The following is a 16,120-nucleotide window of genomic DNA, read 5'->3' as shown; positions in this document are numbered from 1 at the left end:
ATTATGAAACGGAAATTATATAGCCTCCTGCTGCTGACCGCACTGGCGGGCTTGCTGCCCGGCTGTACGGACAACTTCGAGGACATCAACACCAACCCCAACGCCCCGGTCGACGTGCAACCGTCGCTGCTGCTGCGCAAAATCATTTTCGACTACGGCGAACAGATGTCCTACGAAGGCTTTGTGGCGGGCAACCTGCTGGGGCAGTACTTTACGGCCATCGACTTCAACCTGTTTGACCGGCACAGCCTGAGCGAACCGCAGTACGGCGGCAATCCGTGGCCGTTTCTGTACAGCAACCTGCGCGACAACGAGATTCTGCTGCAAAAAGCGCGCACGAATCCAGCTTTCGGGGTGTACGAAGGCCCGGCCCTGATACTGAAAGCCTACATGGCCGCCGCGTTGACGGACCTGTACGGCGACGTTCCTTACAGCCAAGCCCTGCAGGGCAAAGCGGGGATGATTACGCCTGCCTATGATACGCAGGAGGCTATCTACACGGCGGCCGGTGGTATCCTGGATAACCTCGACAAAGGCATCGCCTCCATCAACAATTACAAGGGGGCGGCGGCCCTCGACGGCGACATCCTATACAGTGGCAACCGCAACAAGTGGGTGCTGTTTGCCAATTCCCTGAAAATCAAGGCGCTGATGCGCATATCGGGAAAGGTAAACGTGAAGGGGGCCCTGCAAAAAGTATTCACGGAAGGTGGCTTCATCAAGGCCAACACGGATAACGCCGTCTACCGGTTCACCCTGTCGCAACCCAATAACTTCCGCATGTCGACGGCCCGCCTTGGTGATTTCAACCTGTTCATTATGTCCTTAACCAGCCAGGAGATACTGACCAGCCTGAACGACCCACGAATGGGAGTGTATTTCCGGCCTACTGCGGCTAAACCGGGTACGTACAAAGGGCTGCTCAATGGCCCCGATGCCTCTAAACTATCAATTTCAGTGGCCGATTACTCGTTTACGGGAAGGATTTTCAGGGAAGAGTCGGACAAATTGTATGCGAACTACATGACGGCCTCCGAAACCAGTTTCTGGCTGGCCGAAGCTGCGGAGCGGGGGCTTATATCGACCCCGGCGAAGGACTGGTACGAACGGGGCATCACCCAGGCGTTTGACTACTGGGGAACGGCGCTGCCCGCCAGCTACCTGACCAGCAGCAAGGTGGCCTACGGTCAGAATGGCCAGAACCCCATCGAGCAGATCCTGACGCAGAAATGGCTGGGCAACATCAACAACGGCTACGAGGGCTGGACCGAGTACCGCCGGACGGGGTTTCCCCGTCTGAAACCGATTTCGGCCAGCCTCAACAACGGGCTGATTCCCAAACGAATGCCCTACCCTGCCACGGAAAGTGCGCTGAACGCGGTGCAGTACAAGATAGCGGCCGACAACACCCAAAACAATAGCATCAACGTCCCCGTATGGTGGGCCCGCTGATTACCCCCGTATGAGTACAACCCTGTTGCAGTGGACGTTGGTGCTGGTATCCAGCGTCACGCTGTTTCTCGTATCACCGCTGTCCCGGACCGCGCCCGAGTTTTTCAGAGGAGCCCGCAAAGAGCGGACCCCGAATACTGTTTTCCTGACCAGTAGTCTGGTCATTTCCTGGCTGTTTGCCAAGTCGATTACCAATGCCGCCAACCTGGGCCACAGCTTCGGGCTGGTGGGAGGCGTGGCCTACGCGGGGTATTACCTCTCGTTTCTGGTGGCCGGTTTCGTCATCGTCTCCATGCGCCGCAAAGGGGGCTACCGCAGCATCCACCATTTTCTTGAATCGAAATACGGGGCGGGGGCGGTGGTCGTCTTTACCTTCCTGATTATAATTCGGCTCTACAACGAAATCTGGTCCAATACCATCGTTATCGGCTCTTATTTTGGCGTGCAGGGCACGGCCGATTACTACGTCGCCATTGTGGTGTTCACCCTGCTGACGCTGGCTTACACGCTCAAGGGCGGCATGAGCAGCTCGATCATGACCGACGTGATTCAGCTCTCGCTCTTTGTGGTCTTGCTTATGGTTATTCTGGGTTTTATCCTGCCCCAGTACGGGGGCAGCCTGAAGCCCTTTCTCAGTAGCGGGGAATGGACATTGGGGCAGGGCGTCGATTTGCTGCTGGTGGCGGTGGTGCAGTGTTTCAGCTACCCGTTTCACGACCCCGTGCTCACCGACCGGGGTTTTATCTCCGATACGCGCACGACGCTGACGTCCTACCTATGGGCGGGGGCTATCGGCTCGGGCTGCATCATTTTTTTTAGCTTCGTGGGCATCTTCGCCAAGCTCAACGCCCTGACCGGTGAAGCCCCGGTGGCCGTGGCGCGGTACTTCGGCGTGCCGATGCTGCTGCTGCTGAACCTGATCATGGTTACCTCGGCCTCGTCGACCCTCGATTCGGCCATGGCCTCGTTTTCCAAGCTTATCAGCATTGACCTGAGCAAAGCGGCCGTGCCCAGCGTATCGAGAGGGCGGTGGGCCATGGTGGTGTTGACGGTACTGGGCACCATCCCGGTATTCTTCAACCCGGCCATTCTGTCGGCTACCACCATCAGCGGCACGCTGGTGCTGGGCCTGGCCCCCGTGTTTTTGTTTTGGCATGTGCCCGTACCGCGCCTGGCCTTTCACCTGTCGGTCGTGGGGGGGCTGGGGCTGGGCGGTTTGCTGACGCTGTTTCCCCTGCCCGATACCCTGCGGCTGGGCGAGGGCAAATACGGGGCGCTGCTCAGCACGAACCTGCTTACGTCGGCTTTCTGTTTCGCGGTATTCGGGCTCTGTATTCTTCTGCGCAAAAAGCCCCATCATGGATAGCCTACTCACCCAAGACCTTGGCACGCGAAGCGGCCGGCTGCTCGTTTTCGGGGGACCCTACTCGAACCTGCAGGCCCTGGAGACGCTCAAAGACATTGCCACTCGGCTGCAGATTCCCGCGGGCAACATCGTCTGCACCGGCGACATCGTGGGCTACTGCGCCCAACCCGACGCAGCGGTGCAGTTTGTGAAAGACTGGGGTGTGCACGCCATCCAGGGCAATGTCGAACAGAATATCATCCGGGGCGAAGACGACTGCGGCTGTAACTTCGCCGAGGGCAGCCGGTGTGACCTGTTGTCCCGCGCCTGGTTTCCTTATGCGGTGCGGAGCCTTTCGGCCGGCTCGGTCGCCTGGCTCAGTACCCTGCCGCTCCAGCTGTCTTTCCGGTATGCGGGTAAGGCGGTAGCCGTGCTGCACGGCGCCTCCACCGGCATCGCCGATTTTGTGTTCTCTTCTACTCCCTGGCCGGTGAAAGAAACCAGCTTTGCCGCTACCGGGGCCGAAGTGATACTGGCCGGCCACGCCGGCCTACCCTTTGTCGATGAGCGGGCCGGGCACTGCTGGCTCAATGCGGGCGTGATTGGCATGCCTGCCAACGATGGCACCCCGCGGGTCTGGTATCTGCTGCTCGATGATACCAATGGCCGGTTTAACTACACCTTTCACGCCTTTACCTACGACAACGGTCGGGCCCATCAGATAATGCGGGCTAGTGGGCTCCCCGATTCCTACGCGCGCACCCTGCTAACGGGCATCTGGGATAACTGTGAAATTTTGCCAGAGGCAGAGAAGGCGTTACAGGGCCGGGCCATTACGCTGCAGTATGAAGCCAACGAGTAGAACACGCTCCCTTTTCGGGCAAAGCTGAAATGGTTTTAGGGCGTGCCACTTCCCTTCCCGCAAACCTGCCTGAGGGGTGCAACCGGAAGTAGTGAAATTCTCCTGTCAAGGAGAGAAAGAATAATAGGCAGGGACCGGATAGAAAAACGACATCGAACACGCGTTCAGCGAACCTTTCCGCTAAGTAAACGTGGCTGTGTGGCTGCTGCGCAAGTTAACCCCTTGCCGGGTTCGAATGTTGGTAGTGCCTGCTCGGCTTTCACCCGATCCGGACCTTTCCGCTGACACTGGTGCCCGCCCCCCCTGTTTACCAGCAATTGCTGCAAACCGTTGATTTCAGCTGCGCGCGGAACGTGTTCACTCCTTTCTAGAGCCCAGCGGCCGGCCCTCACTTGCTCCCGTCATATTCGTCAAATTGCTCTTGGTGGGTCACGTGAAGAGTATTACCTCGGGTCGCAAGCTGCTGGAGTTAACTTCGCTGCATCTAGGCAGTCGCATTTTTATGGGCTATGAGCTTCACCCGACATAATCCTTTTTTCATACTCTCTTCTCAGGAGTCCACCCTGCCCGCGGGCCGGAGGTGAGCTTCTAAATAGCCGCGCCAGGCATTGTGGTGCCGGATCAGGGCAGCCGACGGATGATGAAGTTCTTGAGGGGATTCTTCTTGATGATGGTGGTCAGTCGACCCCCGACATACCGATACTCATCTGCTCGTCCAGCCCGGTGAGCATAAAACCCGTTGCGATCGCCGGGGGTTAGGCCGAAGTAATCGCCGAAGTATTCGGAGTAGGCAGCCGTACGACCCACTGGCTCTGCGAAAAACAGATCGGTCATGGTCCAGGTAATCGGCTTGGTCTCGGTGCCGTGGTACTGATGCTTGTACTGCTTGGCGCTGATGTCGTAATGCTCTCCTTTCCACTCGGTGCGGGAGGCGAATTTGCCTTGGTTGGTGTGGGCTTCTACCGTGGAGAGCAAGAGCTGCCCGTTGCGGACGTGATTGACCACCTTGTAGTACACCTTGAGGTGGTACACCAGGAAGTTCACCTGGACGTCGCTTACGAGCGTATAGAGTACATCGGTTCCGGTCTGCGGCTGGCGAGTGGCGGTCATCGTGCCCACCTGCAGGCCAGCTACTTCGATGGCATACCGATGGATTTCGGCCGCTGGCTTCCCCTGCGCTAGCAAGGGTGCCAGCACTACGGTACTGAGCACCAACAGCCGTTGCAAGCGCTTACTGCTCATTCAGCTGCCGGTTGTAGTCCAGAACCGTGATCTTGGCGGTGTTCGCCATCGTGGGAGGGGAATACCGGTTGACCCACCGCACGACGGACTGGCCGTTGGTGTTCCAGCCGCCCTTATACGAGTCGAAGTACATGGAGAGCTGGGCCGCGTCCTTGCCCACCTTGTGCTGGCTGGTACAGCTGAGAAAATCCCGTCCCTGCTTATTCAGCTGCTGGTCAAGCTGGGTAGCGGTGTAGGCCTCGTTGCGCAGGCGCGGACGCGAGCTAGAAGCACATACCAAGGCAGAGGGGACAGGCGGGTCCCCGCACTTCTTGCGCGGGGTGCCGTGCTCAATGTCGTCGGGGCGCATCTTTTTCCCACCAATCGAGCTAAACTCGGCTGCCCCGGGCGGGGTCACAAAGGGAATCTTGATGTTAAAGCCACTGTCCTTGATGCTTTTCACCGGGTAGTGGTCCTGAATTAGCCGGATCATATACGCCTTGCAGGCGTTACTCCAGTACGCCATCTGCCCGGGCGTACTCCGCCAGGCCGCCGGCGCATTTTTGCCCAGCGCGGTCCGGTACTGGTTAAACTCCTTCCCGTCGGTGTTGAAGCTTTTGTAGTTCACCAGACCTTGGGCATTGACGTGCTTTTTAAGCAGCCGATCAAAGGCACTATGCTCCACCGGGGCAGCAACTACCTGTCCGCTTGGGGAAGTGCTTACAGCCAGGACGGGGACGGAAGAGGCAGCCAGAAGAGGGCTGGTAAGCAGCAGGATCAGCAGGGAGTGGCGCATGGCGAACGGATGAGTAGGCATATACGGCTCCGGACACGCACAAAGATTGCCGGCCCCTAAATCTCTACGCTGCGGCTTTCTCGTAGAGGTAGAGTACTACCTGTTGGCCTCATGCTCCTGACCACTGTCCTGTTGGGTTTAACCACCGTGCTTCCCGCGGATAGTGTACGCAGGCGCCTTACCCTGCTGCCGTTGCCGTTGGTGTATTACACCCCGGAAACGCGCCTGGCCTACGGGGCTGCGGTCACGGCCACCCTGCGATTCCGACGAGACGCCGGCGACAGCACGGCGCGCCCTTCGCAGCTGACTGTGGGCGCGGCCTACACCCAGAACCGGCAGCTGCTCCTGTACGTGCCCTTTCAGGTGTTCTACGACCACAACCGCTACTATGCGTATGGCGAGGTCGGGTACTACCGCTACACCTACTACTTTTTTGGGGTGGGGCAGCAAGCTGTTCCCCGGGAATTATACGCCGTGCGCTTTCCCCGGGTGCGACTAAATGCGTTTCGGCGTGTTCTGCCCACGCTGCCTTCCGGCAAGCTCTACGCCGGGCTCCGCTACCAATTTGAGGATTACCACATTACCCAGGTCGCCGCCGAGGGCCAGCTCGCCACCGGAATAGTGCCCGGTAGCCGGGGCAGCCGCCTTTGTGGCGGCGGGGGCGGCGTGTTCTTCGACTCCCGCGACCAGGTGTTTTTCCCGACCAAGGGAATGGTCGCCGATGTCGGGTTCTGGCTGCGAAACAGGGCCACTGGGGCCGGCAACATGGGGCAGACCACTTCCTTTGACCGGTACGTAGCCGATGTTTCCTCTTACCATCGCCTGACCAGGCACGCAGTGCTGGCGATGAACTACTTCACCAGCTTCACGAGCGGAGAGGCACCTTTCAACGCCCTCTCCCTGCTCGGGGGCACCCGGCGAATGCGCGGCTACTACGAAGGGCGCTACCGGGACCAGAACGCGGCCCTGCTGCAATCGGAGCTGCGAGTGCCCCTCTATAAGCGGCTGGGTGCCGTCGCCTTTGGCTCCTTGGGCGTGCTGGGAGGCCAGGGGCAACTGCTGCGGCTGGGTGCCCCGAAAGCGGCCTACGGAACCGGCCTGCGCTTCACTGTCAACCGCCGTGACCATCTGAACCTGCGGGTAGATTACGGACTCGGCCGTAAATCCCGTGGCTTGTATCTGACCATCGGGGAAGCCTTTTAAACTCAAGTATGAGCAAAACGAGCAACTTGCGAACTCCCACTCTTCCCGGCTATGACGCTTAGTGTTATCATTCCCACCTACAATGAGGCGTCCAACATCGGTCGCTTAGTTACTCAGTTACGTCAGTACGCCCAGCCCGAGGCAATCGAAGTGCTTGTGGTGGATGCGGGCAGCTTGGATGAGACCGTGCTGGTGGCTTGCCAGGCGGGAGCCACGGTTCTGCAGTCTCCCAAGCCCGGCCGTGCTGCGCAGATGAACTACGGGGCGCGGCATGCCAGGGGGGAGCTGCTGTACTTCGTGCACGCGGACGTGGGGATTCACCCGGCCTACGTAGCCACGATCTGCCAGGCTGTGCAAGAAGGGTATGAGGCCGGGTGCTACCGTTTCCGCTTTGATTCGGCCCACCCAATGCTGCGCCTGAACAGCTACGGCACGCGGTTTAAGGGCATCATGAGTCGCGGAGGGGACCAGACGTTGTTTATCACCCGGCCGTTGTTTGAGGCGCTGGGGGGATTCGATGAATATTACTGCATCATGGAGGACTTTGACATCATTCGTCGGATTCGCAGGCGAACCCGCTTCCTGATTGTGCCCCAGGATGTGGTGGTATCGGCTCGCAAGTATGAAACCAACAGCTGGCTGCGGGTGCAGCTGGCGAACCTGACGGCCTTCTCCCTGTTTTTCCTGAAGGTGCCGCCCCCGCGTATTGCCCGCACCTACAAGGCGCTGCTCAACTACCGCTGATGGGGCCAGTATTGGTGACCGGGGCCGGTGGCTTCCTAGGCCGTCATCTCGTGCAGGAACTCCTGGGGCGAGGCTACTCCGTACGGGCGCTCGTGCGGCCGGGCAGTAACCGCATGCCTTCTCCTTTGCCCCCGCTGAGTTCGCTGGGGGTGGAGGTCCGGGAGGGTGACTTGTGCCAGCCGGCTTCGGTGCAGGGCCTGGCCGTGGGCTGCTCGGCCATTATGCACGCGGCGGCCCGGGCCGAAGTAAATCCGGCCCGTAATCCGGCCGTGTGGGAAGCGAACGTAAGCGGCACGGAAACCATCCTGCACCTGGCACGGCAGGCAGCGGTCGAGCGCTTTGTGTTTGTCGGCACGGCCAACGTGTTTGGGTACGGGAGCCGGTTGCAGCCTGGTGACGAAACCCGCCCCTACGCCGGGCAGGGGTATGGACTCGACTACATGGATAGCAAGCGGGCGGCTACGGATCGGGTGCTGCAGGCAGTGGCCCAGTGGCACCTGCCGGCCGTGCTCGTGCATCCCACCTTTATGCTGGGGCCGGGGGACGCTAAGCCCACTTCCAATGCGCTGCTGCTGGAACTCTACCGGGGCAAGCTGCCGGGCTATCCGCCCGGGGGAAAGAATTACGTGCATGTGCGCGACGTGGCCGTGGCCACGGCCAATGCCCTCACGCAAGGCCGCATCGGGGAATCCTACATCCTGGGTTATCAGAACCTGAGCTACCGGGAGGCGTTCACCCTGATGGCGCGTCTGATGGGGGTGCGTCCTCCTACCCGACCCATCCCGGCGCTCCTGGCCCGGCTCTACGGGGTGGCGTGCGATGTCCAGGCGCTGGCAACGGGTCGCCCCGCTCAGGTGAACTCCGCCATGGTCGCCGTAGCCAACGACGGGCACTACTTCAACGTCCAGAAAGCGCGGGCCGAGTTGTCCCTTCCTCAGACCGATCTGGAGGAAGCCATCCGGGAGGCCTTCTACTGGTTTAAAGCGCATCAGTATGTTTGATACAAAACTGGCTCCGGCAGTAGCTGGCCCTCCGCAGGACGCTGCGGAAACTCCCCATCGGTCACCCATCCGGCTCCCGGGCACGGGCTTCTTTGCCGGAAAGGTCGCCCTGGTCACCGGCTCGGAGTCCGGTATTGGCCGGGAAACCGCCCGCGCCCTTTGCCAGCAGGGCGCTGCGGTTGTGCTCAACGGACGACAGGCGGACCGTCTGGAGCAGACACGTCAGGCGCTGGCGGATGCTGGTTACGTCGTGGCCAGCTGCGTCGCCGACGTAACGGACTACGCCGCCTGTGAGGCGCTCGTGGCCACCGCCATTCAGACGTTTGGCCGGTTGGATGTGCTCATCACCAATGCCAGCATTTCCCAGCGGGCGTACTTTGCGAATATGCAGCCCGAGGTGTTCCGGCAGGTGCTCGACAGCAATGTGTACGGCACGGTGTACCCACTCAAGGCCGCGCTGCCGTATCTGCTGCAGGTCCGGGGTAGCGTCACGTTCATTTCCTCCATCTCGGCCCTGAATGGAATGCCTAGTGGCTCCGCGTATTGTGCGGGCAAGGCGGCCGTGGCCAACCTGGCACATACCCTTCGGTTGGAACTTTCCGACACCGGCCTGCATGTGGGCGTGGTACACATTGGGTTCACCCAAAATGATCCCGACAAGCGGGTACTAAGCGCGAGCGGAGAGCCCGTCCCTATTGCGCACCGACCGCCGCGCTGGCAGAAAACCCAAGCGCAAGTAGCCTCCCGTATTGTGGAGCATATCCGCCGGCGGCGGCAACGCACGGTGCTCTCCGCCCTGGGGCAGCTCATTGTGCTGGTGCACACCTACCTGCCCCGGCTGGGCGACTGGATCGTGCTCCGGACTATTCGTCGGCTCCGGCATTTCTACGAATAAGGGCGCTCCTAAACCGGGAGGGCGGATCCTCTCGTACGTTTGCCGGGCATGGGCAACCGCATCGCCTCTGCTGCCAGGGTTCTGCACTGGGAGTCAGCTTGTCTCCCAGCTTTTCTACGAACACGTTTCATGAAATCACTCAAGGCCACGGGCCACCAACTGGCCGATTCGGCTTTTCAGTTAACCGTACTTCGGCAGGAGGAGGCGCAGACCCTGCACCTACCCCTATTTCGGGAGAAGCTGGCTGAGGCGGGGCTCTTCCCCCTGCTCCCCGTTGCTCCCACCGTGTTGCAAATCAACGTGGGCAAGATGTGTAACCAGGTCTGCCGGCACTGCCACGTCGATGCCGGTCCGGACCGGAAGGAAATCATGACGCGGGAAACCATGCAGCTCTGCCTGGATGCGCTGGCGCAGACCGATATTGCGACGGTGGATTTAACGGGGGGAGCCCCCGAGATGAACCCCGACTTCCGGTGGTTTGTGGAAGAAATCAGCAAACTAGGTCGCAAAGTGTTGGTGCGTTGCAACCTCACCATCATCGTGGCCAACAAGAAGTACTACGACCTGCCCGAGTTCTTCAAAGTGCATGGTGTGGAAGTGGTCAGCTCCCTGCCCTTCTACACTGCAAAAACCACCGACCGCCAGCGGGGGGATGGCGTATTTGAGGACTCGGTTAAAGCCCTGCGCATGCTGAACGCCGTCGGCTACGGGCAGGAAGGGAGCGGCCTGGTGCTGAACTTGGTGTACAACCCCAACGGGGCCTTTCTGCCGGGCTCCCAAAAGGGGCTGCAGGAGCAGTTCAAGCGGGCGCTGCTCAAAGACTTCGGCATTGTCTTCAACGAGCTTTACGCCATCACGAACCTGCCCGTCAGCCGCTACCTCGACTTCCTGATGGAGTCCGGAAACTACGCCAGCTACATGGAAAAGCTAGTCAACGCCTTCAACCCAGTAGCCGCGGCGGGCGTCATGTGCCGCAACACGATTTCCGTTAGCTGGGAAGGAGGGCTCTACGATTGCGATTTCAACCAGATGCTGGACCTCACCGTGGCCAGCCCAGTACAGCACATCCGAGATTTTGATGTTGCGATGCTCAGTAAGCGGCCTGTTGTTGTCAACCAGCATTGTTATGGTTGCACGGCGGGTAGTGGGTCCAGCTGCGGGGGCGCAACAGTGTAGTCGTAATGACCATATTTTTCCTTGTTCAGCTAAACAAGCGTTTACTCTTGCGTCTGGCTGCCTCGTTTGTCGGCCCGCAGGCTTTGCACAATAAAGAAATTGGCCAGGAATTGGAGCAGGGTTTGCACCACGTAAGTGACCGTCCCCACCGCCGTTTTAAGTACTGGGTAGGTGAGGGGAAACAGGAGTAACCCCAACACAAACAATCCCACGGACAGGATTTTTGCCCAGCGGTACCCCTTGCGGATACAGGCGTACAGCCCCAGGAACAGCCCCAGCGTGACCACCCCGATGCCTACGGTGTACGGAGTAGCAGCGGGTGCAAACAGCCCTTGACGGGCAAGTAGATTGCCGAGCAGACCTGCTCCAAGACTGATAAACAAGAGCGTGGAAGCCCGGATGTCGTAATGACGGGAAGGAGAAGCGTTCATTGCACAAAGGAAGAAACTACTGCGTCACCAAACCCAACTTGAAATGAGAGCAGAGCCTTTTAGTGCACGTAGCTGCCATCGTTCACGAAAAGGGTCGTATAAGTCCCGGTTATGTTAAGTGCCCGGACAGCAGTGAGGTTGCCCTCGAGCACTAACAGCACAGCCGCCAAGCAAAGGCGCTTATCCCGGGGCAGGAATTTGGCCCACCCATTCCCACCCAAACTGCACCCGGATGCACGACTTGCCTTGCTTACTCACGCCTCGTGTATGCGGTTTGTTTGACACCCACGAAGCGGCTTGCGCATATTCGTCGGGAGTAAACAAAGCTTCTCGCGGGTAGGCGCGCCAGGTAAGGGTTTCGATGCCGGGTACGGTCAAGTACTCCAAGGGTAAGGGCATCTCTTGGGCGTCGCTGAATAGGGACTCATAGTAGCGGCTCCGCTCCGCCACCGCGACCATAAGCCGGGAATGGCAGAAACCTTCGGCCGTGGGTTCGTGGAGCCAAATAGCGAGGTAGAAATTCGAATAGCGCCTTTTCAGCTGACTATGCCACTGGTGAATAGTATGCAGGAAACGCTCCAGCCAAAGGGCGCGAAACTCCGGCTGGTGGGGCACTTCTTGACAGCAAGCCCACGGGTCAGCTATAACCTTATGGTAGGTCTGTTGATAGCGCGCAAGCCAAGTTAAATCGGCTAGCCGCATCGGACTAGGTCTCGTTGCCCGTTGCCGCAGAGCGCGGTAGTGCCTCCGTAAGCCCCGGATTCGTTTCTTTTTCCAGTTCATGTAGTACGCGGCAGTAGCTTGTCCGCTAAGAAAGGGCTTGTGGGCAAGCTACTATAGAATAGATTTTCGGGGCAATTCTTGCTTGGCAACTTAGCATAAGATTTACTTATGGGACTTTTGGCACTGCTTTAAGGAGCGTAGGGTAGCATAACGAGCGTGTCTAGCTTAAGGTACGCTCGCGCGTAAGGCGTCGTAATGCTCACCTTATCCGTGACGTAGTGTACCGGATAGGTTACGAGGGGACTGCCATACGCTAGGTTGCGGAACTTGATGCGGACGGGTACAATATAAATCCCTTGATACGCATACTGATCAGTAGAATATTCTGTCAGCTTAAGGCGGGCAGCGGTCTTAAGGATAGCGCTCGCATAGCGCAGATCGTATAGGGGGAGATTAACACCCTGACCAAGATTGTGCGCCGTCAAGGAGGTAAGGTAATGCTGCGAGTTGATGGCGCAGGCCGGGTAAAACACGACAAATGAATTCGCTGGCTCATGGGTGATAAGAAAGCCTTCGCCTTCGTATTGCGCTTCTTCCACTAACGTGGGGGGACAAGATGGCTGACAGGCACTACCTAGAGCAAGCAGCAGGGAAAACGTGTAGCTTCGCATTACGCGAGCAATTAGTAAAAACTAAGATAAAACAACTTTATACAGTCTTTACTAGCTCGTTACGCATCCCGGAAAAGTCGCTAAACATAATTTCAGTTATACGCGGGGTCACGGAAAAGTGGTGGTTTTCGGCCCAGTCGTCCGCCGCTGCGGGCGTGGTACTTTGCCGGGGACCGGGCGCCGGCTTGGGCGTTTGAGAGAAGAAGGCGTATTTATTTAGGTAATTATGTCCAGCAACGGGTTGCCCGTGCTACCCGCTTTTCTTCCTGTCATATGGCCCTACGCTTTTTCCTGTTCATGTGGCTGCTGCCGTTCGCCGCTTGGGCCCAAGGTAACAACCCCGCCCCCGTGCGCCGCATCCCGCCTAAATCAAGCACTTTGCCGCCAAGGCCTACCATCGACCAGGCCCTAACAGGCTCGGTTAACATCCGCATCATGGAATTGGCTGCCCCGACTTACCTGTACAGACACCTAAGCGATTCAAGCGGCCGGCCCGCCTCATGGGAGCTAAAGCGCGGGCATTTCGTCATCGTAAAAAAAGCCTACCCCCGCTGGCTGGCGGTTCGTGTTGCCCTCAGCCCTACCCGCTTTTCAGGCGACACTAACACCTATTACATTCCCATATCTGCGACGGTGGGTTCAAAGACATACGTTGTTTTGTAGCCACTAAAGTCCGCTCCTGTACAGAAAACCGGTGTTCAAGCTAGGCTAGAATTACATGCCTATACCGCCGCCTCGGCTGTGCTGCTGCACAGCCTGGTGAATGCGCTGCTGGGCCACCTGGCGCTGCGCTTCCTGCTCCAACTGCGGGTTGAGTTCCTTGACCAGCCCATAGAAGCGCTTCACCTCCTGGTGCTGGGCCTGGCTCCTCTCCACCCCGCGCGGCAGCCCGAGCGGGGCCACCTTCGCCGCAACGCGGGTCTGCAGGGCGCGCCTCTTCGGCCGGTTGCCTAGCAGGGCCCGACAATTGAGCTTGCCCGCCGCGTCGTGGGGCACGACTGAACTACACATGTGTATTCCGCATTAATGCAACAACTTTAATCACTACTCAATATACCGATAGCACCGCTCCACCCAGTACCTGGGTGGAGCGGTGCTGCTTTCGTGATAGACTTTCCATTTGCAACGGCAGTGGATAAGGACTGATAAGCCAGGGCTTATCAGTCCTTATAACCGGCTGGGAAGTCATTTTATTCCGGTGTAAGTCCCCTTCAGTAGCTTGCTGAAAAATCCCTGTACCTCCTCTTATGAATGTTCACAAGCTGCAAAACATCTACCAGTTGCCTGCTCCGAAGCGTTATGCCTACTTGGTCCAAAAGATGGCTGATTCACAAGTTGTTTGGCTGCTACGAGACCAAGAGGGTATAACGATGCTGAGCGATGATTCTGGCGGTCAGAGCATACCGGTCTGGCCAGAGAAAGAGTTTGCTCAGCTCCACCTAACAGGAGACTGTGCCGCTTATCAAACGGAGGAGATGAGTTTGGAGGACTTCCTGGAGTGGCTGGATGAACTGCAAGAAGAGATGATTCAGATTGCGGCCTTTCCCAAAGAGGATTTGCAGGGAATCGTCGTGGAAGCTAAAGAAATGAAAAGCCACCTACTCCATGAACTGGAGCAGTACGGAGGCAGTGGTAAAATAGCAGGTGATTGTTATCTTGATGGATGCTTCAGACGACTCTCACCTGCAAGAAGTGCGGCAGCACGGCCCTGCGCAAGAACGGCAGCCTGAAAGGCGAGCCCAAGTACCAATGCACGGCCTGCCGCTATCAGGCCGTGTTCACGCCTGCGGCGGCGCGCAAAGCCGTTCAGTACGCGCAGGTGGAACAGCTGCTAGTCGAGCGCGTCTCGCAACGGGCCATTGTGCGCCTGACCGGCGTCTCGCGCCCCACCATTGTCAAGCTGGCAAAAAAAAGCGCACACCAGCCCACGCCCCCGTCGGCCACCGAGCCGGCCGCGAATGCTGGAGTTGGATGAGATGTGGACGTTTGTGGGACGCAAAACACGCAAAGTATGGCTATGGCTGGCCGTCGAACGCCACACGCGGCGTATCGTGGCCTGGGTGCTGGGCACGCGGGGCACGGCCACGGCCCGCCGCCTCTGGCAGCAACTGCCGATGGACTACCGTACGGGCACCTGGTACTACACGGATGAATGGGAAGCCTACCGGCGGGTACTGCCACCCGGGGCGCATCGGCCCAGTGCCAAAGGCAGTGGGCAAACCAGTATCATAGAAGCCATCAACTGCTCCTTGCGGCAGAAGTGTGCCGTGCTCGTGCGCAAAACCTGTTCGTTTAGTCGCTCCCTGGCCATGCACCGCATCCGCGTGCAACTCGTCATCGATGAGCATAACCGGCGCATAGAAGCGGATGGCTAATCACCTTCTATTTTACCACCGCCAAGGATAGAACCATATCCTCAAACGCAATCAGCAGCTTATAATTCTACATTCTATGGCCGATCGGTGGAATTGACCGGTTCGCCTACCGGTGAATCGACCGGTCAAACCTCCGGTCAACTCCTTCCCGAACGTAGAGAATCTAAAAAACGCATTTGCAGCGATTTGACCGAAGAACGACCAGTCGATTTGTAACAGAGCGGTGCCTTTTCTGTACCCAGACCAAGACCCTTCTATACAGTCTCGTTACGTAGGTAATGCGGACGTGGCGTAGGATTACCTAATTACTATGCTCTCCTCCGACCTTATTGAGATCTGTGCCAGAGGAAATAGAACCCTCTTTAACTCTGCGCACATCGTATCGATTGAGCAGGAAGAACTCCCTATCGCACCAACTACCGCCCTAAGCCCACCGGGTGCCCCTGCTGCTCTATGAGTTGATCGACGAGATGCGTCACCGCCAAACACTATTGGGCAAAGAACCCACGCAGGAAGAAGTAGCCGGCCTGCTAGCTTACAATTACAGCTAATGGGAGGTAGTTCTCTACCAGTGCGAATAAGGAAATGCATGTAGCCGGTACCTGCAGGCTGTCCGCCAGGCTGACCACTATAACCTAGCTCCTGTGCAGCATTTGATCAGCGCCCAACAGCAGCCGCTATAAGTAGTAGCTGGACCAGTCTGCTCGTAGAAAGCCTCCAAGCGCTCGACCGATACGGTCTGCTCTTCTAAGGCCATAGACCCATATACAGACCATACGACTATGGCTCTCACCACGGCTGAGCCCTACAGTTGACGGTGGCACTCTCGCAGTCTCATAGCGGTTAAAGTACTACTCTATACTCCGTACTGGACTTATGTCCGTAAAGTTCCTAGGTTTGCCGAGCCGGCTGGGTTTACAGGTGTGTGTCTCGGCATGTAGGCCCATTTATTGCAACAAGAAACGCCTCTACTCGTGTTATCGAATAGAGGCGTTTTTGTAGGTATCTATTTATTTTTACGAATAGATACGATTGATTACTGGACAACTAATTCCGGGGATACGTTTGAGTCACAGACAGCCTATGTCGAGATACTGGGGCTTTGGTGTGGAGAGTAGCATCCTAGCATCCAATAGTTGACGGGTCGAGAATTGTCTTTGATATAGCGGATTCACAGACGGTGTAGCTGCTGATGCCTCACCTACGTAAGCAGGTATATGCAAGC

At 58.0% G+C, this 16,120-nt stretch carries 17 protein-coding genes; 13 read left to right on the top strand and 4 right to left on the bottom strand.

The features are described from left to right. Positions 1 to 3 precede the first annotated feature (3 nt). From IEW18_RS20865 to IEW18_RS22070, 4 genes are all read left to right on the top strand, one after another. A complete protein-coding gene (locus tag IEW18_RS20865) occupies positions 4 to 1,452 on the top strand; it encodes a SusD/RagB family nutrient-binding outer membrane lipoprotein (protein ID WP_188559830.1) in 1,449 nt (482 codons plus the stop codon). Positions 1,453 to 1,462: 10 nt separating this feature from the next. Beyond that, positions 1,463 to 2,818, top strand: a complete 1,356-nt coding sequence (locus IEW18_RS20860) for a sodium:solute symporter family transporter (RefSeq protein WP_188559829.1) — start codon at positions 1,463 to 1,465, stop codon at positions 2,816 to 2,818. After that, positions 2,811 to 3,659, top strand: coding sequence for a metallophosphoesterase family protein (locus tag IEW18_RS20855; RefSeq protein ID WP_188559828.1), 849 nt, complete (start codon positions 2,811 to 2,813; stop codon positions 3,657 to 3,659). Before IEW18_RS20860 ends, IEW18_RS20855 begins: the two co-directional genes overlap by 8 nt. Before the next feature lie 340 nt (positions 3,660 to 3,999). Next, complete coding sequence (locus tag IEW18_RS22070) at positions 4,000 to 4,188, top strand: transposase (RefSeq protein WP_373285754.1); 189 nt, start codon at positions 4,000 to 4,002, stop codon at positions 4,186 to 4,188. A 92-nt stretch (positions 4,189 to 4,280) separates the two neighbouring features. Here the strand turns inward: IEW18_RS22070 and IEW18_RS20845 are convergent, their stop codons facing one another. Both IEW18_RS20845 and IEW18_RS20840 read right to left on the bottom strand, forming a co-directional pair. Then, on the bottom strand, positions 4,281 to 4,901 hold the full coding sequence (locus IEW18_RS20845; protein WP_188559826.1) for a DUF6134 family protein: 621 nt from the start codon (positions 4,899 to 4,901) through the stop codon (positions 4,281 to 4,283). Continuing rightward, positions 4,891 to 5,676: a DUF547 domain-containing protein gene (locus IEW18_RS20840; protein WP_188559825.1), complete on the bottom strand. Its 786-nt coding sequence runs from the start codon at positions 5,674 to 5,676 to the stop codon at positions 4,891 to 4,893. The genes IEW18_RS20845 and IEW18_RS20840 overlap by 11 nt, the downstream gene beginning before the upstream one ends. A gap of 111 nt (positions 5,677 to 5,787) precedes the next feature. Here IEW18_RS20840 and IEW18_RS20835 point away from each other — a divergent pair, with 111 nt between their 5' ends. The 5 genes from IEW18_RS20835 (at position 5,788) to arsS (ending at position 10,695) form a co-directional block, all read left to right on the top strand. Then, the gene (locus tag IEW18_RS20835) at positions 5,788 to 6,879 is read left to right on the top strand and encodes a BamA/TamA family outer membrane protein (protein ID WP_188559824.1); all 1,092 of its coding nucleotides are present in this window, start codon (positions 5,788 to 5,790) and stop codon (positions 6,877 to 6,879) included. Between the two features lie 51 nt (positions 6,880 to 6,930). Next, the gene (locus tag IEW18_RS20830; protein WP_188559823.1) at positions 6,931 to 7,623 is read left to right on the top strand and encodes a TIGR04283 family arsenosugar biosynthesis glycosyltransferase; all 693 of its coding nucleotides are present in this window, start codon (positions 6,931 to 6,933) and stop codon (positions 7,621 to 7,623) included. Next, on the top strand, positions 7,623 to 8,624 hold the full coding sequence (locus IEW18_RS20825) for an NAD-dependent epimerase/dehydratase family protein (RefSeq protein ID WP_188559822.1): 1,002 nt from the start codon (positions 7,623 to 7,625) through the stop codon (positions 8,622 to 8,624). Before IEW18_RS20830 ends, IEW18_RS20825 begins: the two co-directional genes overlap by 1 nt. Then, complete coding sequence (locus tag IEW18_RS20820; RefSeq protein WP_188559821.1) at positions 8,617 to 9,519, top strand: SDR family oxidoreductase; 903 nt, start codon at positions 8,617 to 8,619, stop codon at positions 9,517 to 9,519. The genes IEW18_RS20825 and IEW18_RS20820 overlap by 8 nt, the downstream gene beginning before the upstream one ends. 129 nt (positions 9,520 to 9,648) lie before the next feature. Continuing rightward, positions 9,649 to 10,695 (top strand): arsenosugar biosynthesis radical SAM (seleno)protein ArsS, encoded by a 1,047-nt coding sequence (arsS, locus tag IEW18_RS20815; RefSeq protein ID WP_188559820.1) that lies wholly within the window; start codon positions 9,649 to 9,651, stop codon positions 10,693 to 10,695. Positions 10,696 to 10,736: 41 nt separating this feature from the next. On the opposite strand, the gene IEW18_RS20810 is transcribed toward arsS, so the two are convergent. Further along, positions 10,737 to 11,126, bottom strand: coding sequence for a hypothetical protein (locus IEW18_RS20810; protein WP_188559819.1), 390 nt, complete (start codon positions 11,124 to 11,126; stop codon positions 10,737 to 10,739). Positions 11,127 to 12,793: 1,667 nt separating this feature from the next. Here IEW18_RS20810 and IEW18_RS20805 point away from each other — a divergent pair. After that, complete coding sequence (locus IEW18_RS20805) at positions 12,794 to 13,183, top strand: hypothetical protein (protein ID WP_188559818.1); 390 nt, start codon at positions 12,794 to 12,796, stop codon at positions 13,181 to 13,183. Between the two features lie 51 nt (positions 13,184 to 13,234). On the opposite strand, the gene IEW18_RS20800 is transcribed toward IEW18_RS20805, so the two are convergent. Beyond that, positions 13,235 to 13,531 (bottom strand): plasmid recombination protein, encoded by a 297-nt coding sequence (locus IEW18_RS20800; RefSeq protein WP_188559817.1) that lies wholly within the window; start codon positions 13,529 to 13,531, stop codon positions 13,235 to 13,237. A 236-nt stretch (positions 13,532 to 13,767) separates the two neighbouring features. Here IEW18_RS20800 and IEW18_RS20795 point away from each other — a divergent pair, with 236 nt between their 5' ends. Genes IEW18_RS20795 through IEW18_RS20785 form a run of 3 tightly spaced genes read left to right on the top strand, consistent with a single transcriptional unit; the run spans position 13,768 to position 14,895 of the window. Further along, positions 13,768 to 14,250, top strand: a complete 483-nt coding sequence (locus IEW18_RS20795) for a DUF2750 domain-containing protein (protein WP_188559816.1) — start codon at positions 13,768 to 13,770, stop codon at positions 14,248 to 14,250. Continuing rightward, complete coding sequence (locus tag IEW18_RS20790; RefSeq protein WP_188559815.1) at positions 14,184 to 14,495, top strand: transposase-like zinc-binding domain-containing protein; 312 nt, start codon at positions 14,184 to 14,186, stop codon at positions 14,493 to 14,495. The genes IEW18_RS20795 and IEW18_RS20790 overlap by 67 nt, the downstream gene beginning before the upstream one ends. Continuing rightward, on the top strand, positions 14,479 to 14,895 hold the full coding sequence (locus IEW18_RS20785) for an IS1 family transposase (RefSeq protein ID WP_229728892.1): 417 nt from the start codon (positions 14,479 to 14,481) through the stop codon (positions 14,893 to 14,895). The genes IEW18_RS20790 and IEW18_RS20785 overlap by 17 nt, the downstream gene beginning before the upstream one ends. The last annotated feature ends 1,225 nt before the right edge of the window (positions 14,896 to 16,120 follow it).

It is taken from the genome of Hymenobacter glacieicola (assembly GCF_014640315.1).
Lineage (GTDB): Bacteria > Bacteroidota > Bacteroidia > Cytophagales > Hymenobacteraceae > Hymenobacter > Hymenobacter glacieicola.
Note: the sequence above shows the minus strand (reverse complement) of the source record. Positions and strands in the feature narration are given on the sequence as shown.